The following is a 23,708-nucleotide window of genomic DNA, read 5'->3' as shown; positions in this document are numbered from 1 at the left end:
CCGCCGGTTGCCGGGCTATTTAAATCAGCGTAAAGTAAAATTCATGTTTGCTGGTCTGCCGATCTCCGGGCCGACTGTGCACACAGGCACAAAACTGCGCCATATGTTCGATATCCTGGTTTATCTGTACGAGAATTACTACACGCCGCAAGCCTGTCCTGCGGCCGACGTGCTCGCAAAGCGGCTTGCCGCCGCCGGTTTCGAGCACGAAGACATCGACGACGCCCTCGGCTGGCTCTACGGCCTGGCCGAAACCACCGAACGTTGCGTCGATCTCGCCCAGGCCCCCGCTACCGGTACCCGGATCTACACCGACAACGAATACCAGCAGCTCGGCACCGAATCCATCGGCTTCATCGCCTTCCTGGAATCGGCCGGCGTGCTGCCCGCGCCGCTGCGCGAAATCGTCATCGACCGGGGCCTGGCTTCGCCGGAAACGCCCGTGCCGCTGTCCAAGATCAAGATCATCGCCCTCATGGTTCTCTGGAGCCAGGAAGCCGAGATCGACAATCTGGTCCTGGAAGAGCTGCTGGACGAGGACGGCACGCGCCTGCTGCATTGACCGGCATCCGCCTCGCTTGATGCCGTTGCCCCCACCCCGCGCGCAAGGCCGCGCGGGCATCCCATCGTGAATTACGTCGGCCGCTTCGCCCCGAGTCCCAGCGGCCCGCTGCATGCGGGTTCGCTGGTGGCCGCGCTGGCCAGCTGGCTGGACGCGCGCGCCCAGAACGGACGCTGGCTGCTGCGCATCGAAGACGTGGACACGCCGCGCACGGTGCCGGGCGCGGCCGAGGTCATCATGGGACAGCTGGATGCGCTAGGCCTGACCTGGGATGGCGACATCATGTGGCAATCGCGCCGCAACGACGCCTATCAGGCCGCCTTCGACGCCCTGGCCGCGCGCGGCCTGATCTACGGCTGCGGCTGCACCCGGCGCGAAATCGCCGATTCGGCGTTGCGCGGCCAGACCGCACCCGGCGCCGATGGCGAGCGTCCGTATCCCGGCACCTGCCGCCATGGCCTGCCAGAAGGCCGCGTGGCCCGCGCCTGGCGCGTGATCATGCCGGAAGGCGTGGAACATTTCGTGGACCGCTGGCTGGGACCTCAGGAACAGGACGTGGCGCAGGCCGTGGGCGACATCGCTCTGCGGCGGGCTGACGGCCTATGGGCCTACCAGTTGGCGGTGGTGGTGGACGACGCCGCGCAAGGCGTGACCGACGTGGTGCGCGGCGCGGACCTGCTGAGTTCCACGGCGCGCCAGCGCGTGTTGGGCCGGCTGCTGGGGCTGCCGCCGGTGCGTTACCTGCACGTGCCGCTGATCCTGGACCCCGCCAGCGGCCTGAAACTGTCCAAGCAGAACGGCGCCCCACCCATCGACACCGGCGCGCCCCTGGCGGCGCTGATGGCCGCCTGGCGCGCCCTGGGCTTCGGCCCCATCGACACCACGGACCGCGGGCATTTCCTGCGGGAAGCCACCGCGCAATGGGCGCGGCGCTTCCCGCTGCCCGCCTTTACAGCGGCTTGAGGTCCTGATCCAGCATCCGCACGAGCAGCGCCTCGCCGTTATCCGCCACGCGCAGTTCGCCGTACTTGGCGACCTGATAGCGCTCGGCCTGCCCTTCCGGGAAGAAATAGGCGTTGGTCACGATGCGCACGCTGTTGTCGCGGATGCGATAGCGCAACGGCACTTCCCCGTCCGTATGCGGATGCGTGTCGGGCTGGATGCGTAGCGGCTGGCCCACGCCGCGCGCGTCGGTCTGCAGCATCACATAGCCGTCCGGCTCGTAGCCCATGATGGAGTCCTCGGCCTCCGGACGCTCGCCGCCCAGCCGCAGGCGCGTGACTTCCCGGCTGGCCGCGAAGTTCAGCGCCATGTAGTCGCCCTGCATCAGCGAACGCGGATCCACCGGGGCCAGTTCCAGGATGACCACTTTGCCGGACGCCAGCAGCTTTTCGCGCTGCCAGATGCCGCCGTTGGCAACCACCAGCACCAGCGCCAGGCCGCCCAGAATGGCCAGCGTGCGCCAACGCAAGGGCGCCGAGACCGGCGGCAGGGGAACGCGGCGGCTGGGCGGCAGCGTGCGCATCAGGCGCGGCACCAGCCACACCAGGGCACGCAGCACGAACAGCAGCAGGGCAGCGCCGCCCAGCCACAAGGCTTTTTGCAGCAGCGGCACGTCCAACTGGTAGTAATAGACGCCCAGGTAGGCCAGCAGGCTGATCACGCCGAACACGACCAGGCGCGACTGGTTCAAGCCGAAGCCCAGCAGCAGCCAGGCCAGCGCGAAACCCACGCCGGGACTGGGCAGCCAGAACAGTGCCAGGATCAACAGGGCTATCGGGACGCCCCAAGTGACGCCCGCTGTCAGCACGTGGCGGCGGGGCCACAGCACCGCAAAGGCAGCCGCCACGGGCAGCAGCGCGCCTGCGATAACCAGCACCGCCGTATGCGGATTGAGCTGCCACATGGCGGGCAGCTGCTGGGCGGAGAGGCCGCCCGCCAGCCACACCATGCCTTGCACCGACAGCAGGAAGGCCCAGGCCAGTGGCTGCAACGCATGGGCGCGCTTGCCGCCCAGACGATGGCTGACGCTGAAAATAACGGCGGTGGCCCAGGCGCCGGTCACGGCGATGGGCAGCCAGACGAAGGTGGCGCGCATGACGTCGAAGCCCAGCCAGGCGTCCAGCAGGTCTTCGCCGCCCAGGTCGGGCGACAGGCCGCGCCAGATCAAGCCCGCCCCTGCTGCCGCTATCAGCAGGCCGCTCAGGAAGCGCAGGATGACGTCGGGACCCACCGCGTAGACCGTGGCCGCCATCAGCAGCACGAATACGCAGGCGCTGGCGAACGAGGTCGAGCTGGATAGCCCGAAGATGATCAAAATTTGCCCAGCAAAGGCCATGGCCGTGCCGCACTGGCGCCAGAACGGACCCGCATCGCTGCGCAGCACCGCCACGCCGGCGGCGCACAGCACCAGCCCGACCACCAGCGCGCCGCTTTCAGACGTGATGAAGCCCGAGAAGGCGGCGAACACCAGCAGCAGCAGCGTCGCCAGCCAGGCGCTCAGGCCCAGCAGGCACTGCACATACCAGGGCGGATCCACCTGGGGAGCCGGAGCCGCCGCCAGTTGCGCAACCGGCGCGCCGGTTTCGGCCGGGTCCACCGAATTGCCTGCCGAGGCTGCGGCCGGCTCGGCGTCCGCAGCTACGGCCACCGCGGCCTGGGGATCGCCGGCCAGCCGGCGCAGCCAGCGCGCGGCCCAGACGGCCTCGGCCATCAGCAGCGCCGCCAGCGGCAAGGCCGCCCAGACGCCGGGCTCCAGGCGCAGCAGCCATTCGCCCGCCACCCGCAGCGACACGCAGATGACGCCGGCGGCCAGCATGGCCAGGATGATCAGGTCGCGCCGGCCCTTCTGATAATAGAAGCCCAGGCCCAGGGTCACCGCGACCCAGGCGATGCCGTTATAGAGGCCCAGGCCGCGGCCCAGGAAGTCGCCAAGCATCTGGGTCAGCACCAGCACGCTGATCGCCAGGGCGGCCAGGACCCGCGGACCGACCAGGGTGCTGGCGCGCCAGCGGCGGGCAGCCAGCTCCCAGCCCAGCAGCAGCAGCAGGTTCAAGCCGGCCATCATCAGACCGGGCACGCCCGGGCCGCCGAATATCAGCATCCAGGAGAACACCCGCTCGCCCAGCCACAAGGCCATGGCGACATTCAGCACCAGCGCCCACAGCAGCCAGACGGCCTGGCTGCCGGCGGCCAGCGCCCAGGGCAGCAGCAAAAGCGCCCACCAGGCGAACAATTCCCAGGTGTCGGCGCCAGTCTGGTAAGTTTGGCCTAGTAAAGCGAGCAGCGCGCCAAGCAGAATGCCGGCCAGGGCGAGCAGGGCGCCCGGTATGGTGCGGCGCACGCCGGGACTGGCCCGCAGGCGCAATCCGGCCCAGGCGGCGGCCAGCGCACAAACCGCCAGCAACCCCTGGACGCCGGCGAAGCGCTGCACTTTTGTCATGTCCTGCCAGTTGGCGGCGACCCAGCAAACTGCGGCGCTTCCCAGCAACAAAACACCTAGCCAGAGGGTGCTGCGCGCCAGAAATTGACGCCAAGCGTGTAGTTCGGATCCCGCTTGTCTTTCAGTGCCGACTTGCATCTGGCGAATCTCCGATCTTATTATCCGCGCTACTACGGCGGGACTGCCGCCACTGGATACACATGAATAAAACGCTGATTATTGCCGAGAAGCCCTCGGTGGCCCTTGATATATCACGCGCCTTGGGAGGCTTCGCGCGGGAGGGCGACTATTTTGAAAGCGAACGTTACGTCCTCGCATCGAGTATCGGGCATTTGCTCAGCTTGGTCGCGCCCAACGATCCGGTCAAGGGGAAGTGGAGCTTCACGCACCTGCCCGTGATTCCGCCCGAGTTCGAACTGGGCCCCACCGACAAGAAGTCCGCCGAACGGCTTAAGCTGCTGGTCCGCCTGGCCAAGCGCAAGGACGTCGACGCCATCATCAACGCCTGTGACGCCGGGCGCGAGGGCGAACTGATCTTCCGCTACATCATTCAGTACGCGGGCGTGAAGAAGCCGATCCAGCGCCTCTGGCTGCAGTCGATGACCCAGGCCGCCATCCGCGAAGCCTTCGCTAACCTGCGCGACGACTCCCAGCTCAAGCCGCTGGAAGCCGCCGCCCGTTCGCGCGCCGAGGCCGACTGGCTGGTGGGCATCAACGGCACGCGCGCCATGACCGCCTTCAACAGCAAGGACGGCGGCTTCTTCAAGACTCCGGTCGGCCGGGTGCAGACGCCCACGCTGGCCATCGTGGCCGAGCGCGAGGAGCGCATCCGCCGCTTCGTGCCGCGCGACTACTGGGAAGTGCGCGCCACCTTCGTGGCGGCCGCCGGCCTCTACGAAGGCCGCTGGATCGACCCGCAGTTCAAGAAAGACGACCGCGACCCGGAAAAGCGCGAATCGCGCCTGTGGTCGGAAGCCGCCGCGCAAAGCGTGGTGGCCGCCTGCCGCGAACAACCCGGCAACGTCACGGAAGAATCCAAGCCGTCGACCCAGATGTCGCCGGCCCTGTATGACCTGACCTCGCTGCAGCGCGAAGCCAACGGCCGCTTCGGCTTTTCGGCCAAGACCACGCTGGCGCTGGCCCAGACCCTGTACGAACGCCACAAGGCGCTGACCTACCCGCGTACCGATTCGCGCTACCTGCCCGAGGACTACATCGCCACGGTGCAGGAAACCATGCGCGCGCTGGCCAAGGGCGGTTCCAACGCCGTGGGCGGCCTGTCGCGCCACGCGGAAACCGTGGTCGGCAATCAATGGGTCAAGCCGAACCGCCGCATCTTCGACAACAAGAAGGTGTCGGACCACTTTGCCATCATCCCCACGCTGCAGATCCCGCACGATCTGAGCGAGGCCGAGGCCAAGCTGTACGACCTGGTGCTCAAGCGCTTCCTGGCGGTGTTCTTCCCCGCCGCGGAATACCGCGTCACCACTCGCATGACCGAAGTGCAGGGGCACCGCTTCCGCACCGACGGCAAGGTACTGGTCAGCCCGGGATGGCTGGCCGTCTACGGCAAGGAAGCCCAGGGCGAAGATGCCAACCTGGTGCCCGTGGCGGACGGCGAGACCGTGCGCACCGAGGACGTCGAGGCCGTGGGTCTCACCACCAAGCCGCCGGCGCGCTTCAACGAAGGCACGCTGCTGTCGGCCATGGAAGGCGCCGGCAAGCTGGTGGACGACGAGGAACTGCGCGAAGCCATGTCCGAGCGCGGCCTGGGCACGCCGGCCACGCGCGCCGCCATCATCGAAGGCCTGCTCAACGAGGTCTACCTGCGCCGCGAAGGCCGCGACCTGGTGCCCACCGCCAAGGCGCGCCAGCTGATGACGCTCTTGTCCGGCCTGGACGTGACCGAATTGACCTCGCCGGAACTCACCGGCGAATGGGAACACAAGCTCAAGCAGATCGAGCAGGGCGGCCTGGGCCGCGAGGCCTTCATGCGCGAGATCGCGCAGATGACGCAGGTCATCGTCAAGCGCGCCAAGGAATACGAGCGCGACACGGTGCCGGGCGACTACGCCACGCTGCAGACGCCGTGCCCGAAGTGCGGCGCCGTGGTGAAGGAAAACTATCGCCGCTTTGCCTGCACTGCCTGCGACTTCTCCATCGGCAAGCACCCGGGCGGCCGCACCTTCGAGCTGCCGGAAGTCGAAGAGCTGCTGGCCAAGCGCGAGATCGGCCCGCTGCAAGGCTTCATCAGCAAGATGGGCCGGCCGTTCGCCGCCATCCTGCGCATCAGCGATGAATTCAAGCTGGAGTTCGACTTCGGCCAGAACGATGAAGACGACAGCGAAGCCGTGGACTTCTCCGGCCACACGCCGGTGGGTTCGTGCCCCAAGTGCCAGTCGCGCGTGTTCGAGCACGGCATGAGCTATGTCTGCGAGAAATCCGTCGGCCCCGAAAAGAGCTGCGATTTCCGTTCGGGTAAGGTCATCCTGCAGCAGGAAATCTCGCGCGAGCAAATGGAAAAGCTGCTGACCAACGGCCGCACCGATTTGCTCGACGGCTTTGTCTCCAGCCGCACCAACCGCAAGTTCAAGGCCTTCCTCGTCCGCCAGCCGGACGGCAAGATCGGCTTCGAGTTCGAGCCGCGTCCTGAAAAGCCGGGCCGCGCGCCGGCCAAGACGGCTGCCAAAACCGCGACCAAGACCGCTGCGAAAAAGGCGCCGGCCAAGAAGGCCGCGGTGAAGAAGACCGCAACCAAGACGGCCACGAAGACGGCCGTCAAGAAAGCGGTGAAGAAGGCTGCGCCGAAAAAGACCGCCGCGTAAAACGGGCGCGGCGCTTGGCGCGCCGCCACCCGACCATCGCGCACAACGCCCGGGCAACCGGGCGTTTTCCATTGTTGGACGCCAGTTGCTGGGGTATTGTCTACGCCAAACAGCAGCAACCAGACCAAACCCGAGGAAGACATGAGCAACAGCCCCGACTTCACCACCCGCCGCCGTGTGCTGGCCGCCGCAGGCGCGCTGGCCGGCATCAGCCTCATCAACGGCCGCGTCGCGTTCGCACAGCCCAAGCTGGGCCGTATTGTCTACGGCCAGGGCAGCATCGACCCGTTCTTCGCCGCGGGCTATGTCGCGCTGAAGAAGGGCTATTTCGGCGAAGGCGGACTGGAAGTCGAGTACCTGAATTCGCAAAGCGGTCCACGCACCAACCAGTTGCTGGCCGCGGGTCAGATCGTCTTCGGCGCCACGGCGGCCACGGCCGCCCCCGCGCTGACGCTGGCCGGCAAGCCCGCCACGCTGGTGTTCGGCTTTGACCGCAAGCTCACCTACGCCAACGTCATCGTGCGCCGCGAAGACTTCGAAAGCGGCAAGATCAAGTCGTTGAAGGACCTGGCCGGCAAGCGCGTGGGCGCCACCCAGCCGCAGTCCAGCACCTGGCTCATGGCGCTGTACCTGATGCAGAAGGCCGGCGTGGCCGACAAGGTGGACATCCGCCCGCTGGGCGACCTGGCGACCATGCTGGGCGCGCTCAAGACCGGCTCCGTGTCCGCCAGCATGGCCACCATGTCCATGATGGAACAGGCCCAGCAGGAAGGCTGGGGCGTGCCCATCTTCGACGCCACCACTGAGAGCTCGTGGAACGAATTCATGGGCGGCGACGTGCCCGGCATCGCGGCCCTGACCCTGCAGGACACCATCCAGAAGCGTCCCGAAGTGGTGCAAGCCTTCGTGACCGGTCTGGTCCGCGCGCAGGACTTCATCAGCGCCAACAGCGCCGCGGCCGTCACCGACGCGATCTACGACGATTACCTGAACGCCTTTCCGCGCGCTGCCATCGAGAAGACGCTGGGCGTCTACAAGGAAACGGTGTTCCTGAAGGACAACATCATTACCCAGGACGCCTATGACCGCATGACGGCCATCATGGGCGACGGTCGCCAGTTCTCCAACGACGAGATCAAGACCGTGCCCTACGACCGTTGCGTGAACATGAGCTTCGTGCGCCGCGCCCGGGGCCTTTGATGATCACGCTGGACAAGGTGGGCAAGGCCTACCAGACGCGCCAGGCCACCACGCACGCGGTGGGCGAGGTCAGCCTGACGATCCCGGAGGGCGAGTTCGTCTCCATCGTCGGCCCCTCGGGCTGCGGCAAAAGCACGCTGCTGAACATGATCGCGGGCTTTCTGCGCCCGACCACCGGCACCATCCGCGTGGACGGCCGCGTGGTCGATGGGCAGGTGCCGCCGGCGCTGGGCTACATCTTCCAGAAGGACACGCTGCTGCCCTGGTTCAGCGTGCGGAAGAACGTGGCGCTGGGCCTGAAGTTCCAGGGCGTGTCCGCCGACAAGATCGAGCGCCGCGTGGCCGAACTGCTGGAAATGGGCCACCTGAGCCAATTCGCCGACGCCTTTCCGCACCAGTTGTCGGGTGGCATGCGGCGGCGCGTGGCGCTCTTGATGAGCCTGGCGGTCGAGCCGCGCATCCTGCTGCTGGACGAGCCCTTCGGCGCGCTGGACACCCACACCAAGACGCACCTGCACCGCGAACTGATCGAGATCTGGCGCAAGCTGGGCCAGACCATCGTCATGGTCACGCACGACCTGGACGAGGCCATCCTGCTGTCCGACCGCGTGGTGGTGTTGTCCGGCCCGCCCAGCCGCGTGCTGCTGGACGAGCGCATCGAGATCCCGCATCCGCGCGACGTCTTCACGCTGCGCGAAACGCCGCAGTTCGTGACTCACGTGCAAAGCCTATGGAGCGTGCTGGGACAACAGTTCCGCGCCGCCGCCTGAACCGATACGCGTCATGACCACCACTGATTCCGCCGACTCCCTGCAGGACCAGCTGCGGCTGGACCGCCGCGCCAGCATCGCGCGCCGGCTGCGCATCACGCTGTGGCAGGTGCTGATCCTTGCCATCATCCTGGGCTCCTGGGAAACGCTCACGCGCATCCCCTGGTTCACCCAGAACACGCTGTTCGATCCTTTCTTCATCAGCCAGCCCTCGCGCGTGGCCGTGCGGCTGTGGGAATGGCTGCAGCCCGGCCCGCGCTCGGTCTGGCCGCACCTGTGGCTGACCCTGCAGGCCACCATGGTGGGGCTGCTGGTGGGTGTGGGCAGCGGCTTCGTGGTGGGCATGACGCTCAGCCGCAGCCGCTTCCTGGCCGATGTGTTCAACCCCTTCATCGTGGCGTTCAACTCGATGCCGCGCATCGCCTTCGTGCCGCTCATCACCATGTTCTTCGGATTGGGCCTGGCCTCCAAGGTGGTGACGTCCTGGTTCGTGGTGTTCTTCCTGGTGTTCTTCAACACCTACAAGGGCGGGCGCAGCGTGGAGCGCGAACTGGTGGACTTCTGCCGCACGCTGGGCGGCTCGCCGCGCCAGATCCTGTGGCGGGTGCGCATCCCGACCGCCGCCGCGTGGACCTTCGCGGCGCTGCCGAATGCCATCAGCTTCGCGCTGATCGGGGTGGTGCTGGCGGAGTTCGTCGGTTCCACCACGGGCATGGGCTATCTGATGATCACCGCGCTGGCGACGCTGAACGCCACCGACATGTTCGCGGCGGTGACGCTGCTGTCCATCGTCGGCATCGCGCTGGTTTATTGTGTGACCTGGCTGGAACGCCGGCTGCTGCACTGGGCGCCGGAGTTCCGGGAATAGGTAGATCCCCCCGCAGCGCCGCGCCCTTCGCCCCAGGAGGGCGCCGCTGCGGACTGGCGGAGCCAGATCCGCGCCGCCCTGATTGAGACGAAGCATTTTGGACGACTGACATGAATACGCTGCCGTATCTGCGCAACTTCGACCTGACGGGACAGGTCGCCCTGGTCACAGGCTCTGCCCGCGGGCTGGGTTTCTGTATCGCACGCGCATTGGCCGGCTGTGGCGCGCGCGTGCTGATCAACGGCCGCAACGCCGAGGCCGTCGCGGCCGCGGCGGGTGAACTGACTGCCGCAGGACTGGACGCGCATGCGCTGCCGTTCGACATCAGCGACGACGCCGCCATGGAGCGCGCGTTCCTGGACATAGACCGCGACCATCGCCGCCTGGACATCCTGGTGAACAACGTGGGAGCGCGCAACCGCAAGACCCTGCGCGACACCAGCCCCGCCGAGATCCGCGAGCTGATCGACACCGATATGGTCGCCGGCATGCTGCTGGCCAAGTTCGCCGCCGAGCGCATGGTGCGCCAGGGCAGCGGCCGCCTGATCGCGATCACCTCGGTGGTGGGGGAACTGGCGCGTTCGGGCGATGCGGTCTATCCCGCGGCCAAGCAGGGCCTGACGGGCATGGTGCGCGCGCTGGCGGCGGAGTTCGGCGGCTACGGCATCACCAGCAACGCCATCGCGCCGGGCACCTTCGCTACCGAAACCAATGCGGAGATGGTGGCTGACCCGGCGGTCGGTCCGCGGATCGCCGAACGCAATCCCATGGGGCGCTGGGGTGAGCCCGAGGAAATCGCGGGCGCCGCCGTGTTCCTGGCGTCGCCCGCGGCGTCATACGTGAATGGGCACGTGCTGGTGGTGGACGGGGGCTTGTCGATTCAGTTTTGAGGGTGGCAGGGCGAAGCGCGAGAAAGCCGGAGCGCGCATACCACCGGTGCCCGTGAACCCAAGCGGCTGCCGCCCCGCGCGCCCGACAGCGACGCTTAAGTCGTCTCGTCCTGATACCAGACGCCTTCCGCCAGCATCATCTTCTGATGCCCATGCCCGGCCGGCATCATCGGGAAGCAGTTCTCCTGCGCCGTCACGGCCACGTCCAAAAAGTAGGGGCCGTCATGCGCCAGGCACTCGGCCAGCGCCGCATCCAGCTGTGCCGGATCGTCCACCCGGGCCGCGCCCCAACCGAAGGCGCGCGCCAGCGCCACGAAATCGGGCAGCGAGGCGTTGTAGCTGTGGCTGTAGCGCCCGCCATGGATCAGCTCCTGCCATTGCCGCACCATGCCCATGTAGCCGTTGTTGCACAGCACGACCTTGACCGGCGTCTGGTGCTGCATGGCGGTGGACAGTTCCTGGATGTTCATCAGCACCGAGGCGTCGCCGCTGACGCAGACCACGGTCTTGTCAGGATGGGCGACTTGCGCGCCGATGGCGGCAGGCACGCCGTAGCCCATGGTGCCGGCGCCGCCGGAGGTCAGCCAGCGGTTGGGCTTGTCGAAGCGCAGGTATTGCGCGGCCCACATCTGGTGCTGGCCCACGTCGGTGGACACGATGGCATCGCGGTCCGCCAGCGCGGCGTTCAGGCGCGACATCAGGTGCTGCGGCAGGATCGCGTCGGCGGCCGGCGTGTAGCCCAGGCAGTCCTGGGCGCGCCAGGCGGCGATGCGCTTGTACCAGGGCGCCAGCCGCGCCGCGTCCATCGGTTCGTCGCCGAGTTCGGCGCGCAGCGCGCGCACCAGCGGCAGGCAATCGCCCACCAGCGCCACGTCCACGCGCACCACCTTGTTGATGGAGGCGGGGTCGATGTCGATATGGATCTTGCGCGCGTGCGGGCAGAACTCAGACAGCTTGCCGGTGATGCGGTCGTCGAAACGGGCGCCTATGCAGACCACCAGGTCGGCGTTGTGCATGGCCAGGTTGGCCTCGACCGTGCCGTGCATGCCCAGCATGCCGACGAACTGCGGGTCGGACGCGGGGAACGCGCCCAGGCCCATCAGGGTCAGGGTGCAGGGCGCGCCGGTGTGGCGCACCAGATCGGTGTAGGCCTCGCAGGCCTCGGGGCCGGCGTTCACCAGCCCGCCGCCGCCGTAGAAGATGGGCCGCTTGGCCTGGGCGATCAGCGCGGCGGCGCGGCGCACGGCCGACTGCGGCAGCTTGGGCGCCAGCTTGCCCGCCTGGCGGCGCGCGCGCAGCGCGGCCAGCTTCTGTTGCGAAGGCATGGCATCGTCGTCCGCGTCGCGCGGCACGGCCAACTGCACGTCCTTGGGAAAATCCAGCAGCACGGGGCCAGGACGGCCCTGGCGCGTCAGTTCGAAGGCGCGGGCCACCACGGCGCCCACGTCGTCCACCGAGCGGACTTGGGTATTCCACTTGGTCACCGAACGCGAAATCCCGATGGCGTCGCATTCCTGGAAGGCATCGGTGCCGATGGCGGCCGTGGCGACCTGGCCGCTGATGCACAGCACCGGGATCGAATCGCACATGGCGTCCAGCAAGCCGGAAGTGGTGTTGGCCATGCCGGGGCCGGACGTAACGAAGACCACGCCCGTGCGGCCGGTGCTGCGGGCGTAGCCCTCGGCGGCGTGCACGGCGGCCTGTTCGTGGCGCACCAGCACGTGACGCAGGCGCGGCTCGGCGTAGAGGGCGTCGTATAGCGGCAGCACCGCGCCCCCGGGATAGCCGAAGACGGTATCCACGCCGTGGGCAATCAGCGTGTCGAGCAGAATTTTCGCCCCGTTATGAGCGGGGCGTTCAGTGGCGGCAAGCGCGGCGGCGGCGGTGGGGTGCAGGCGATCGTTCATGCTATCCATCTTATTCGTAGATCGGAAGAATATTTATCTTCTTTTCCACGAATAACGGCTGGACAGAGTAAATTTATCTTTGATTTGAAGGAATCAAAGAAAATGAACCTGGACAAGTTTGATCTCGCCATTCTGAAGGTGCTGCAGGACAACGCGCGCGCCAGCCTGAACGACATCGGCGCGGCCGTGGGCCTGTCGTCCACGCCGTGCTGGAACCGCATCAAGCGCATGGAAAGCGCCGGGGTGATCCGCGGCTATACCGTGGACATCGACCCAGCCAGCCTGGGCTTCATGGACACGGTGATCGTCCACGTCACGCTGGAGAGCCACAGCGAGGAAACGCTGTACGAGTTCGGCCGGGCGCTGGCGCAGATTCCCGAGGTCCTGGAAGCCTTCCTGGTCTCGGGCGACTACGACTATTACATCCGCATCGCCGTGCGCGACACCCGCGACTACGAACGGCTGCTGCGTGAACAGCTCTACCGCATCCCCGGCATCCGGCACAGCAAATCCTGCTTCGTGCTGCGCCGGTTGAAGGAAACCAAGCTGCCGCTGACCGGTTTGGCGGAATAGGCGCGTCTTCAGCGCAGCACGAAGTCCACCGGCTCGGCGGGCTCGGGCAGCGGCCGCACGCCCAGGCCCTCCAGCAGGTCGATCTCGATCACGCGGGCCAGCGCCGACAGCGGCAGGTCGTTCTCATCCGAGCCGAAAGGGTCTTCCAGTTCGTCGCCCACCGCGTCCAGGCCGAAGAAGGTATAGGCCACGATGGTGACGGCCGCCGGCATCATGTATTCCAGCGTGCCCACCAGGCCGAAAGGCAGCAGCAGGCAGAACAGCCAGGCCGTACGATGCAGCAGCAGCGAATAGGCGAAGGGCGAGGGCGTGAACTTGATGCGCTCGCAGGCCGCCTGGATGGCGGCGCAGGCGGCCACGCGCTGGGTCAGCGCCTGGTACAGGATGTCGCTCAGCTCGCCGCGCCGCAGGCAGGCCGCCAGATCGCGGTTGATGGCCATGAGCAGGGCGTCGGGCACGTTGCGGCAGCCGTTGAGGGTCTCGGCCTCGTCCTGCTGCACCCAGGGGCGCGCAGCAGAAACCATGTCTTCCTGCCGCAGCCGCGCCGCCAGCGCGTAGCCGAAGCCGATGCAACGGCGCACGATGCGCTCCTGCACCGGGTTGGCGGTGCTGGCTGCCAACAGCACCGCGCTTTCGCGCGCCAGGCTGCGCGCCTGCACGATCAGCTCGCCCCATTGCTTGCGCGCTTCCCACCAACGGTCGTAGCAGACGTTGTTGCGAAAGCCCATGAACACGGACAGGGCCAGGCCGAACAGCGAAAACGGCACCGCCGACAGGTGGGCGGGCGAGAACCACTCCTGGTGGTACATCCATACCACCAGGCAGGACAGCGCCGTGATGACCAGGATGCGGCTCAAGATCCGGGGAATGATGGAGCCGCGCAAGACAAAGAACAAAGCCAGCGCGGAAGGACGCGGACGGACAATCATGGTGCTAACCAGGAGGAACAGGGCGGCGCACACTATACGCCCATCAAGCTGTCAAATACGCGCCGATATAATTCTGTTTCGTCTCACCGCCACTTCCACCGAGCAATGACCAACGAAGACACTCCGATCAAGCCCTGGTATGCCGTCCGCCGCTCCAAGCTGCACGGCAACGGCGTCTTCGCCGCGCGCAAGATTCCCGCAGGCACGCGCATCGTCGAGTACGGCGGCGAGCGCATCAGCGCCAAGGAAGCCGACCGCCGCCATCCGACCAATCCGGACGATCCCTTCCACACTTTCTTCTTCGCGCTCAGCTCCGGCCGCGTGATCGACGGCGGCGACAACGGCAACGACGCCCGCTGGATCAACCATTCCTGCGAACCGAACTGCGAGGCGCAGGAAGGCAAGCACGGCAAGCGCGTCTACATCGTCGCGCTGCAGGACATCCCGCGCGGCACTGAGCTGTCGTACGACTATGGCCTGGTGCTGGACGGCCGCATCACCAAGAAACTGAAGGAAGGCTACCGCTGCCTCTGCGGCACGCCGCCGTGCCGCGGCACGATGCTGGCGCTGCCGGCCAAAAAGAAGAAGAAGGAAACGGCCGACCAACCCGAAACTGTCGAAGCAGCCTCCTGATTCTGGCGGGGTCGGACCCCGCCGTGTCCCTAAGACCCCGGTCGCAGCGGGCGTATTCCGGCCCCAGCCCCCGACAGGCGTACAATCCCCCAGGTCGTTAACACGACATGCAGTACGTCTTCAGGGCGGGGTGCAATTCCCCACCGGCGGTATGCCATGCAATGTGGCGAGCCCGCGAGCGCCCGGCGTCCTTCACGGATACCGGGGTCAGCAGATCTGGTGAGATGCCAGGGCCGACGGTCATAGTCCGGATGAGAGAAGATGTGCCGGCACAACGGTAGCACCGGGCGCACCCGCGCCTGGACTGCTGTATTGCGTTCGGCTGTCGAGTAGCCCTGAAACGTTTTTCGCCCCTTTTAACTTGCGAGAGCGTTTCAAATGTCCAACGTTACCCTTACCCCGCAGTCCCCCATCCCCAGCCTGGCTTCGCAGCCTTTCGCCGCCCGCTTGCAGCGCGCCCTGCATCATCTGCGCCTGGGCCGTCCCGTCATCCTCATGGACGACTTCGACCGCGAGAACGAGGCGGACCTGATCGTGGCCGCCGACAAGCTGACGGTACCTGTCATGGCCCAACTGATCCGCGACGGCAGCGGCATCGTCTGCCTGTGCCTGCCCGGCGAAACCCTGGACCGGCTGGAACTGCCGCCGATGGTCCAGCGCAACCAGAGCCGCTTTGCCACGGCTTTCACGGTTTCCATCGAAGCGCGCGAAGGCGTCAGCACCGGCGTGTCGGCCGTGGACCGCGTCACCACCATCCGCGCCGCCATTTCGCCGTCGGCGCAAAGCGAGGACATCGTCAGCCCGGGCCACGTGTTCCCGCTGCGCGCCCAGCCGGGCGGCGTGCTGACCCGCCGCGGCCACACCGAAGGCTCGGTGGACCTGGCGGTGCTGGCCGGCCTGCGCCCGGCCGGCGTGCTGTGCGAACTGATGAATGCCGACGGCACCATGATGCGCGGCGCCGCCCTGGAACGCTACGCCGCCCAGCACGGGCTGGTGGCGCTGACCATCGCGGAACTGGCCGACCATCTGCAACAGCTGAAGGACGGCCAGGCCGAGGCGATCGACGACGAAGTGCTGGAGATGGCCGCGACGGTCTGATCCTTGCGCAGGCGGCGCCGGGTCCGGCGCCGCCATTTTTTTACCTCCGCGTCCTGAGCGCCATGGCGACGACCATCGCCGCCAGCGCGCATGCGCCGCCCATCGCATACACCGCGCCATAGCCTTGCTCGCCGGCCAGCCAGCCGGCTGCCGGACTGCTCAGCCCCAAGGCCACGTCCAGGAAGGCCACATACGCCCCCATGGCTGCGCCCCGGCTTGCCGCGGGCACGCGGCGCACGGCTTCGACGCCGAAGGCAGGGAATGCCAGCGAGTAGCCCGCACCCGTCAGCAGCGCGCCTGCAAAGGCCCAGGCCGGTGTGGTTCCGGTCCAGATCAGCCATTGCCCTGCGGCTTCAATCAGCACGCACACGAGCGCCACACGCGCGCCGCCCAGCTTGTCCGGCAGGCCGGCAAAGAACACGCGGGCCAGGATGAAGCCCACGCCGAACGCGGTGAACATCCACGCGGCGCCGTCCCAGCCGCGTTGCGAAAACAGCAAGCTCACGAACGCGGTGATCACGCCGAAGCCGACGCTGGCCAGCGCCAGGCCCGCGCCGGGCAGCAGCACCAGGCCCAGCACCTTGTAGAAAGGCGTACGCACGCCGCCCGCCGCGCGCACCCCGCGCAAAGGCAACACCAACGCCAGGGCCGCCAGCGGAATCAGCGCCGTGGCCCAGGCAATGCCCGCAAAGCCTGTGACGCCGTAGAGCCGCATGCCGGCGGGCGCGCCCAGCGCATAGGCGGCGTAGATCGCCACGCCGACCCAGGCCATCACGCGGCCCGCATTCTGCGGCCCCACGCGGCCCACGCCCCAGCTCAGTGCACCGGTGACGATGAGGCTTTCGGCGCAGCCCATCAACGCGCGTCCGGCCAAGAGCGCGCCCAGCGCCGCCTGCGGCCGCGCCGACAGGTCGTCGGCCAACAGATAGAACAGGCCCGCGATGGAGCCCAGCACGAAGCCGCCCACCACCGCGCGCTTGGCGCCGCGACGATCGGCCAGCGAACCCGCATAGGCGCGCGACAGCAAGGCGGCGGCGAACTGCAGGCCCGCCACCACGCCGACGACCAGCGCGCCCAGCGCCAGCGTGCCATCCACATACAGAGGCAGCACCGGCATGGGCAGGCCGATCATGAAGAACCCGACGAACACCGCCAGCGCCAGCGGCAGCACTTGCGCGAAGACGGAGCGCACGGGCCCCTGGGCCGCGGGCATGGCCCCGGCCGTCGATGAATGCGACATTGAATTTCCTTAAGTGAGAGATGCGCAAACCGGAACCAGTTTGAAAACCGCCGATGGCATAATCGCCGTGTGCGGGCGATGAACCGGATTGCCTGCCGGAAATTTTATGAGCCGTTGCTCATATTCGATACTCGCCTTTCACAGTACCCATGACCGCCATCCCACAGCCCCGGAAATCGCCGCGCCAGCTCAGATCCCAGCACACCGTAGAGACGATTCTGCAAGCCACGGCTCGCGTTCTGGCCACCCACGGCTACGCGGGCACCAACACCAACCTGATCGCGGAGACGGCCGGCGTCAGCGTCGGTTCGCTATACCAGTACTTCCCCAACAAGAACGCCTTGATCGCGGCGCTGCACAACCGCCACGACAACCAGATGCTGGACGTGATCGACGGGGTCCTGGACAGCAATCCCGCGGCCACGCTGCGCGAGCGCGTCGCGGCCATTGTCGAAGCAATGCTGCATGCCCACATGCTGGAGCCCGCGCTGCATCGCGTGTTGGAAAGGGAGTTCCCGCTGTTCGACCAGCCGCATGAGCACAGCCGCGCGGACCAGGATATCCACCGGCGCATGCGCCATCTGCTGGAACTGCACTGCGCCGAAATCGCGCAGCAGGACCGCGAGCTGGCGACCTATGTGGTGTTGCGCATCATGGAGTCGCTGGTGCACGCTGCGGCGCTGGAGCCGCCTGCGGGGTTCTCGACGCAGCAGCTGGAACAGGCGGTGGTCGACGCGGTGATGGGATACTTGGGCGCGCCGGCGACAGCCGCCCGCCCGGCGCCACGGAAGACCGCAAGGACCGTGCGCCGCTAACCGCGCATTTCGGGCCAGCGGCGATTGGCCCAGGCTGCTGGTGACATACCCCCGATGCCGGACAACTAGCGGCCCGGATCCCGGGCCATCTCGGCCAAACAGTCGGCGGCGCTGCCGGTAACGATGCGGGCGCTGCACGCCAGCATCAGGTTCAGATTCAGGCCAAAGTCTTCCACGGTGTAGCCCTCCGCATCGACCATGCGCGACATGCCGTCATCGGCCGCGGCGCCCACCGCCACCTGATCGATCAGCGAACCCGCCTGGCCGGTGTAGCCCCATACGGTCTTGCCGCAAGCGATGGCATAGCCGACTTCGAAAGCCGTGCCGGAATCGGGCTCGGCGCCGCGAAACGGGTTCAGGTTCGCCATCACCATGTCCGCGCGCCGGATCAGCGCAACATTCTCGCGATAGATCCATTGCGCCAGCGCCTGGCCCGACAGGTCCCGCGGCGCCTCGTTGTCCAGCGGGAACAAGCCGTCGAACCCATACGTGGCGCACAGCGCCTTCAGGCGTTTGCCATGCGCCGCCGCATCGGGCAGGAACACGTCGAAACCCGCCAGATATACGCTGCGCATGATGACTACTCCGGATCGGAAACGTTGAAGGCTTCGCCGGTGGCGAAGAAAGAGCCGCCGGCCACGTAATGCACCGAGCGGCGCTCATCGTCGGGGAAATGCCAGCGATTGCCGGAAAACGCTTCCGGCTCGGCCCATGCGGCCACGACCTCGCCGATGAAGAGGTCGTAGGCCTGCTGGTTGTGCGGCTCGGGCACGACTCGGCATTCCAGCCAGCCCAGGCAACCGCTGATGAGCGGCGCGCCGATCTTGCTGGCGGGAAAGGTCGTCAGGCCGCTGGCCTGGAACTTGTCTTCATCGCGCCCGGAATCGGTGCCCACCCGCAGCGTGGCGCGGGCTTGCGCGCGCGACGGGATGCACAGCGCGAACTCGCCCGACGCTTCGATCAGGCCGCGCGTGTAGGTGTTCTTGTCCACCACCACCAGCATCTTGGGCGGGCTGAAATCCAGAGGCATGGCCCAGGCAGCCGCCATGACGTTGCGCGCATCGCCATGGGCGCTGGTCACCAGCACCGTGGGGCCGTGATTCAGCAGCAGATAGGCGCGGGACAGGTCTACGGGTTCGATGGGGGACATGCGGCGCTTCCTAGAACATGCCGTTCTTGTTGGCGGGGTTCTCGGGGATTTCCTGGCTCACGTCCCAGTGTTCCACGATCTTGCCGTCTTCCACGCGGAAGATGTCCATCACGGCCTGGCCGCGGTCTTCCGGCGAGTCGCGCCACAGGTTGTGGATAAGCACCAGATCGCCCTCGGCGATCACGCGCTTGATCTCGACCATGGACTGCGGATGCTGCTCGAAATAGGCGGGAAAGAAATCCACCAGCGGCCCGACGCCATCCTGCATGTAGGGATTGTGCTGGATGTAGTTCGGACTGACGTACAGGCGCACCGCCTCGTCGATGTCGCGGTCCTGGAACATCATGCGGAAGAACGCCACCACCAGGTCCTTGTTGGACTGGGACGCGGCTGCGGCGGCGGGCACCGCCGCCAGACAGGATGCGGCAACCAGCATGCAGAGGGCCAACGATTTCAACTTCATACGCATACAGGGCAAACTCAGGGGTTGGAACGCCGGCTGGCGGTGCGCCAGTTTACAAACAAAAACATCGGTTCCGGCCCGTATCCGGAATGAAAAAGGGGCCTCTCGCCGAGGCCCCTTCAGTTCGCCGACAGCCGGAATCAATAGCCCACGGTGTAGCGGCGGCGCGAATGCTTGGGCGCTTCGAGCTCGTCGACCAGCGCGATGGCGTAGTCTTCCATCGAGATCCAGCTCTTGCCTTCGTCATCGGCCAGCAGCGTATCGTCGCCCAGCCGGAAATTGCCGGTGCGCTCGCCCGGCTCGAACAGCGCCGAGGGCGACAGGAAGGTCCAGTTCAGCACCTTTTCATGGCGCAGCGTGTCCAGGAACACCACGCCTGCGCGGGCCTCGGGCTTGTAGGCGTCGGGGAATTCGGGGGTGTCGATCAGCATTTTGCCGGGCGCGACCAGCAGGCTGCCCGCGCCGCCGACCACCAGCAGGCGCGGCACGCCCGCATCCTTCACGGCGCTCAAGAGCGGCTTGGCGTCCGACGACACGAAGCGCGATGCGCTGATCACGGCGTCATGGCCGGTCAGCAACGAGGTCAGCGCTTCCGGATCAGTGGCGTCGCCCTGCTTGATGGTCAGGCCGAGCTGCGGGTTCACGTCGGACAGATTGCGGGCGATGCCCGTGACCTGGTGGCCACGCTTGAGCAATTCGTCAGCCACGCGCGAACCCACGCGGCCGGTGATTCCGATCAATGCAACTTTCATGGTCTTGCTCCTTGGGGTAGGGGAGCCAGGGCCGCCGCAACTTGCGGCGCTATGCGCTTTGGCTCAGGCAAAGCCATACTATTCGTTCAAATCCGATCAAAAAACCCGCTAAATCGGACTAGTTCTTTGCAATTTATGCACCAATAGCCGGCAAATCCGGACGGGGCGGGCGGAAGGGAAGTCTGCCGGGCGCTTTCGCAGCCGCCAGGCCAGTGTGCTCCCGGCGGTCCCGCTTGAACAGGGGGGCCGCCGGAGAGGACGGCGTTCAGGCCGCGGCCCGCTGCGCCTGGTAGACCTGCAGATGCGCGTAAGCCGTACGCAGGTAGGTCGCGTCCACGCCCAGGGTGCGGGCGCGCCGCACCATGTCGCCGACAATGTGGTCGGCCTCGACCGGCAGGCCCTGGCTCAGGTCGCGGAACATCGACGCGGTGACGGGCTGGGTACGGTCTGTAATCAGCTTGCGCGCCGAGGCGTCGGCCTCCGGCCGCACCGCGTGGCCCGAGGCGGCGGCAACGGCTTGCGATTCCTGCAGCAGCCCGCTCATGATGTCTATGCCGTCGTCGGTAGAGGCGATCTGCCCGACCGAGCCCCGCATCAGGCAGGTGGCGGCGGCCAGCGTCGTCAGGAACACGTATTTTTCCCAGATGTCCTGGTAGATGTCGGTGCTCAGGCGGCTGACGTATTCGCCGCCGGCCAGGGCCTGTTCCAACGCGACGCAGCGGTCGCTGCGGGCGGGGCCGGCGCGCTCGCCGAAGACGATATTGGCGTACTTGCCCAGATGCACCACTTCGCCCTCGGGACCCAGGGTGGCGTTGATCTGGCACAGCCCGCCCAGCACCCGGTGCGGCTCGAACTCGCGGTCCAGCACGTCGTACTGCAGCACGCCGTTCATGATGGGCAGCACGGCGGTATCGGGTCCGACCGCGGGGCGGATGGCCTCGATGGCGCTGGCCAGGTCATAGGCCTTGCAGCTCAGCACCACCACGTCGTAACTGCCTTGCAGGGTCTGCTGCGTGACCAGTTGCGGCTGCAGCGTCGCGTCGCCCAGCGGGCTCTTGATGCGCAGGCCCTGTTCGCGGATTCGCGCGGCGCGCGGTTCGCGCACCAGGAAGGTCACGTCCGCGCCCGCCTGGGCTGCCCGTCCGCCGAAGTAACCGCCGGTGCCGCCGGCGCCCAAGAACAAAATCCGCATGCCTGTCTCTCCTGTAGGCTGCCCGCCGTCTGCGCGGGCTCATGGCGGAATTATGCGCCTTGCGGGGGTAGCGGGTGCTCGTGCTCCTGCCAAGCCTGATATCCGCCGCGCAAGGCCCAGGTCTTGGGATAGCCGGCGGCGCGCAACCTCGACGCCAACAGCGCGGCCGACACCTCGTTGGGGCAGGCGCAGTACACGACGATGTCGGATTCCAGCGCCTCGGCGTCCAGCCGGGGCAAGGGCGCCTTCAGGTCCACCGCGATGGCGCCGGGAATGCGCTGCTCTTCGCGCATCGCTTCGGGACGCACGTCGAAAACCAGCGCGTTGCGGCCGTCCTGGCGCCACTGCATCAACTCGTCCACCGACAGGCGCGGAATCACGCGCAAGCTGCGCAGCAGGATGCGGCGCCGCAGGAAGCGCGCCAGGATGTACAGCGCCAGCACCGACGCCAGCACGCCCAGTCCCATGGCGCCATAGGTGCCCAGGATTTCCAGGAAGTCGTTCACCACGTTGTGGAACAGGCCGCCCAGCAGCAGGGCCGAACCCGACCAGATCAGCGAGCCCACCAGGTCATAACCCAGGAAGCGGCGATAGGGCGTGCCCGTCAGGCCCGCCATGACGGTGGACAGCGCGCCCGCACCCGGCAGGAACTTGCACACCAGCAGCGCACGCACGCCGATGCGCAGGTACAGGCGCTGCGTCTGCCGGATGCAGGAATCCTGCGACAGCGACATCTTGCAGATCACGCCCAAGAGGCGCGAACCATAGCGCTGCCCGGCCGCGTACCAGAGGCTGTCAGCCAGCAGGCAAGCGACCGTAGCCGCCATCCAGGGCACGAGCCACCCGCCCGCACCGCCCAGCGCGCCGGCGGCGATCAGCATGGGATAGGCGGGCACCGGCAGGCCGGCCTGCTCGACCAGCACGTTGGCGAATACGAGCCACCCGCCGTACTGTTCCAGCAGCAGTTGTATATCTTGCATGGGGTCTTCCAGCTTGCCGCGCACGCGCGCGGTTCATGCAGGTGATTTTAGGCTCGTGAAACCCGGATCGGCACGCCTGCGGCTGCAACGGGCCGTTCCATGCCTCGAATTTCATCGAGCCTGGGCTGCGGCATTCAAATCGCCGCGCATTCAGCCCATCTCGCTGGCAGGGAGTCGTGATGGACGAGCCAGCGGTTGATGCCCGGATCGATCCAGTCCAGGACCTCCTGGATATCGTCGTGTATATCCTTCACCGAAGGCGCTACCCACAGCAACGGTTCATGGTGCATGACTCGGTTTCGCAAGTCGCGAATGCGGTTCAGGGACGAACTGATGGGGCCGCGCTGACGCTTGGCTTTGGGACAGGTGGGAAAGGCCAGGAGGAGACGCCCCCATAACGTGCGTCCATGTTGGGCATTGAACAGCCGCGTCCAAGATCCAAAAGTCAACTCGGCAACAATCTTATCGGTGGTGACGCGTTCCCGGCGTCGTTGAATCTTGACCCCTGCGTCGCCCACCGCCCTTTGCAACCACTCGAACTCAGGGGAGGGCAAACCATTCCACCAGTCGACGCTTCCCATCGACCTGCTCAAGCTTCGATGGATGGCGTTTCGAAGGACTATTTCCATCGTCTGCAAGGCAGGCATGAGCGCCTGCGCCAACAGGACATTGTGATCGTAGGCAACGGCCGCCCGTAACACGTCTCCGCCATAGCTGTTCAGGTAGCGCCCCATTCGAGGGGCGGAGAACACCGTTTCACGCAGTTCCCATTCCATTGGTCCTATTTCTCCTTCCAAGAAGGCAGTCCTGCACGCGCCGCCGAAAACTTGGTTGAAAGCCATGCTCAAAAACGCTACAGTCGACGCGCTGCCCTAGCAAAGCCACTCCCAGATGTGAATGCTGGTGATGCAACTAGGTCCGAACGATGGCCCCACTCCGGTGGGGCCTCCCTATTTGAGCAACCGGTTCATCAAATCGGCCCGTGGCGCCCGCCTATCCTCAGACTGGCCCGCCCCTGCCCGTTCTGTTTGCTGCGCACCAATACGCGGACCAAATTCAAGTCTCAATGATGCAGCGTCCGCAGGACCGGCGATCCGTGCCCAGGTGAAATTCAGACACACTGAACTTCGACCTGACACGCGGTCTGTCCACCCCTTGAAACGCCGCGCACCGCTCTGGTGCCACCAATCCCCGCCAGGGTGCCTATAATCCTGCCCGGCCATCAGGTTTCCCCGACTTGTCGCGGGAATGCCCCATGGCATACAAATTGCTTCGCCAGGACTGGCTGCGAACCCGACCATTCGGATGGGGCGCGTCGCCTGGCGCTCCCCATCCGATGACCGATCCCACGCCCTCGTTTCCGTACGCTAGTCCCGGCACGCCTGCCGGCGACCGCCATATGGAACCGGGCTGCGGCCG

Annotated in this window: 22 protein-coding genes and 1 riboswitch; of the genes, 11 read left to right on the top strand and 11 right to left on the bottom strand. The window is 66.7% G+C overall.

From position 1 onward, the window contains the following. Positions 1-103: 103 nt before the first annotated feature. The gene (locus tag AC6LKD_RS12085) at positions 104-562 is read left to right on the top strand and encodes a Smg family protein (RefSeq protein ID WP_042795808.1); all 459 of its coding nucleotides are present in this window, start codon (positions 104-106) and stop codon (positions 560-562) included. Between the two features lie 66 nt (positions 563-628). After that, positions 629-1,525 (top strand): tRNA glutamyl-Q(34) synthetase GluQRS, encoded by an 897-nt coding sequence (gene gluQRS, locus AC6LKD_RS12080; protein WP_498116327.1) that lies wholly within the window; start codon positions 629-631, stop codon positions 1,523-1,525. Here the strand turns inward: gluQRS and AC6LKD_RS12075 are convergent. After that, positions 1,512-4,142, bottom strand: coding sequence for a GDYXXLXY domain-containing protein (locus tag AC6LKD_RS12075; RefSeq protein ID WP_498116326.1), 2,631 nt, complete (start codon positions 4,140-4,142; stop codon positions 1,512-1,514). The two genes, gluQRS and AC6LKD_RS12075, sit on opposite strands and share 14 nt — an antisense overlap. 62 nt (positions 4,143-4,204) lie before the next feature. Here AC6LKD_RS12075 and AC6LKD_RS12070 point away from each other — a divergent pair, with 62 nt between their 5' ends. The 5 genes from AC6LKD_RS12070 (at position 4,205) to AC6LKD_RS12050 (ending at position 10,557) form a co-directional block, all read left to right on the top strand. Continuing rightward, entirely contained in the window at positions 4,205-6,829 is a 2,625-nt protein-coding gene (locus AC6LKD_RS12070) for a DNA topoisomerase III (RefSeq protein WP_498116325.1), read from the top strand. Between the two features lie 141 nt (positions 6,830-6,970). Further along, on the top strand, positions 6,971-8,029 hold the full coding sequence (locus tag AC6LKD_RS12065; RefSeq protein ID WP_498116323.1) for an ABC transporter substrate-binding protein: 1,059 nt from the start codon (positions 6,971-6,973) through the stop codon (positions 8,027-8,029). Further along, a complete protein-coding gene (locus AC6LKD_RS12060; RefSeq protein WP_013390827.1) occupies positions 8,029-8,799 on the top strand; it encodes an ABC transporter ATP-binding protein in 771 nt (256 codons plus the stop codon). The genes AC6LKD_RS12065 and AC6LKD_RS12060 overlap by 1 nt, the downstream gene beginning before the upstream one ends. Before the next feature lie 13 nt (positions 8,800-8,812). Beyond that, positions 8,813-9,667 (top strand): ABC transporter permease, encoded by an 855-nt coding sequence (locus tag AC6LKD_RS12055; protein WP_332016140.1) that lies wholly within the window; start codon positions 8,813-8,815, stop codon positions 9,665-9,667. A gap of 110 nt (positions 9,668-9,777) precedes the next feature. Further along, complete coding sequence (locus AC6LKD_RS12050; protein ID WP_013390825.1) at positions 9,778-10,557, top strand: SDR family oxidoreductase; 780 nt, start codon at positions 9,778-9,780, stop codon at positions 10,555-10,557. A 95-nt stretch (positions 10,558-10,652) separates the two neighbouring features. Here AC6LKD_RS12050 and ilvB read toward each other — a convergent pair whose 3' ends face one another. After that, the gene (gene ilvB, locus AC6LKD_RS12045; RefSeq protein ID WP_498116322.1) at positions 10,653-12,473 is read right to left on the bottom strand and encodes a biosynthetic-type acetolactate synthase large subunit; all 1,821 of its coding nucleotides are present in this window, start codon (positions 12,471-12,473) and stop codon (positions 10,653-10,655) included. A 93-nt stretch (positions 12,474-12,566) separates the two neighbouring features. Here ilvB and AC6LKD_RS12040 point away from each other — a divergent pair, with 93 nt between their 5' ends. After that, positions 12,567-13,037, top strand: coding sequence for an Lrp/AsnC family transcriptional regulator (locus AC6LKD_RS12040; protein ID WP_013390823.1), 471 nt, complete (start codon positions 12,567-12,569; stop codon positions 13,035-13,037). A gap of 8 nt (positions 13,038-13,045) precedes the next feature. Here AC6LKD_RS12040 and AC6LKD_RS12035 read toward each other — a convergent pair whose 3' ends face one another. Then, a complete protein-coding gene (locus AC6LKD_RS12035; protein ID WP_088143843.1) occupies positions 13,046-13,966 on the bottom strand; it encodes a bestrophin family protein in 921 nt (306 codons plus the stop codon). Between the two features lie 105 nt (positions 13,967-14,071). Here AC6LKD_RS12035 and AC6LKD_RS12030 point away from each other — a divergent pair, with 105 nt between their 5' ends. Next, positions 14,072-14,599, top strand: coding sequence for an SET domain-containing protein (locus AC6LKD_RS12030; protein WP_424240781.1), 528 nt, complete (start codon positions 14,072-14,074; stop codon positions 14,597-14,599). 112 nt (positions 14,600-14,711) lie between these two features. Further along, a riboswitch (FMN riboswitch) is annotated at positions 14,712-14,866 on the top strand. Positions 14,867-14,977: 111 nt separating this feature from the next. Further along, complete coding sequence (gene ribB / locus AC6LKD_RS12025) at positions 14,978-15,697, top strand: 3,4-dihydroxy-2-butanone-4-phosphate synthase (RefSeq protein ID WP_088143601.1); 720 nt, start codon at positions 14,978-14,980, stop codon at positions 15,695-15,697. 40 nt (positions 15,698-15,737) lie between these two features. Here ribB and AC6LKD_RS12020 read toward each other — a convergent pair whose 3' ends face one another. Then, on the bottom strand, positions 15,738-16,937 hold the full coding sequence (locus AC6LKD_RS12020; RefSeq protein ID WP_088143600.1) for an arabinose transporter: 1,200 nt from the start codon (positions 16,935-16,937) through the stop codon (positions 15,738-15,740). Between the two features lie 149 nt (positions 16,938-17,086). Here AC6LKD_RS12020 and AC6LKD_RS12015 point away from each other — a divergent pair, with 149 nt between their 5' ends. After that, positions 17,087-17,752 carry a TetR/AcrR family transcriptional regulator gene (locus AC6LKD_RS12015; protein WP_498116321.1) on the top strand — a complete coding sequence of 222 codons (666 nt, stop codon included), beginning with the start codon at positions 17,087-17,089 and terminating at the stop codon, positions 17,750-17,752. A 65-nt stretch (positions 17,753-17,817) separates the two neighbouring features. Here the strand turns inward: AC6LKD_RS12015 and AC6LKD_RS12010 are convergent, their stop codons facing one another. The 7 genes from AC6LKD_RS12010 to AC6LKD_RS11980 form a co-directional block, all read right to left on the bottom strand. After that, positions 17,818-18,327, bottom strand: a complete 510-nt coding sequence (locus AC6LKD_RS12010) for a nucleoside 2-deoxyribosyltransferase (RefSeq protein ID WP_498116320.1) — start codon at positions 18,325-18,327, stop codon at positions 17,818-17,820. Positions 18,328-18,332: 5 nt separating this feature from the next. After that, positions 18,333-18,902, bottom strand: a complete 570-nt coding sequence (locus tag AC6LKD_RS12005) for a flavin reductase family protein (protein WP_088143597.1) — start codon at positions 18,900-18,902, stop codon at positions 18,333-18,335. A 10-nt stretch (positions 18,903-18,912) separates the two neighbouring features. After that, positions 18,913-19,371, bottom strand: coding sequence for a nuclear transport factor 2 family protein (locus AC6LKD_RS12000; RefSeq protein ID WP_498116319.1), 459 nt, complete (start codon positions 19,369-19,371; stop codon positions 18,913-18,915). A 134-nt stretch (positions 19,372-19,505) separates the two neighbouring features. Beyond that, positions 19,506-20,117, bottom strand: coding sequence for an NAD(P)-dependent oxidoreductase (locus tag AC6LKD_RS11995; protein ID WP_498116318.1), 612 nt, complete (start codon positions 20,115-20,117; stop codon positions 19,506-19,508). 265 nt (positions 20,118-20,382) lie between these two features. Next, complete coding sequence (panE, locus tag AC6LKD_RS11990) at positions 20,383-21,309, bottom strand: 2-dehydropantoate 2-reductase (RefSeq protein WP_013390813.1); 927 nt, start codon at positions 21,307-21,309, stop codon at positions 20,383-20,385. A 50-nt stretch (positions 21,310-21,359) separates the two neighbouring features. Next, a complete protein-coding gene (locus AC6LKD_RS11985; RefSeq protein WP_498116317.1) occupies positions 21,360-22,289 on the bottom strand; it encodes a DedA family protein/thiosulfate sulfurtransferase GlpE in 930 nt (309 codons plus the stop codon). 134 nt (positions 22,290-22,423) lie between these two features. Next, positions 22,424-23,065, bottom strand: coding sequence for a hypothetical protein (locus AC6LKD_RS11980; protein WP_498116316.1), 642 nt, complete (start codon positions 23,063-23,065; stop codon positions 22,424-22,426). Between the last annotated feature and the right edge of the window lie 643 nt (positions 23,066-23,708).

The organism is Achromobacter sp. D7-1, assembly GCF_059760445.1.
Note: the sequence above shows the minus strand (reverse complement) of the source record. Positions and strands in the feature narration are given on the sequence as shown.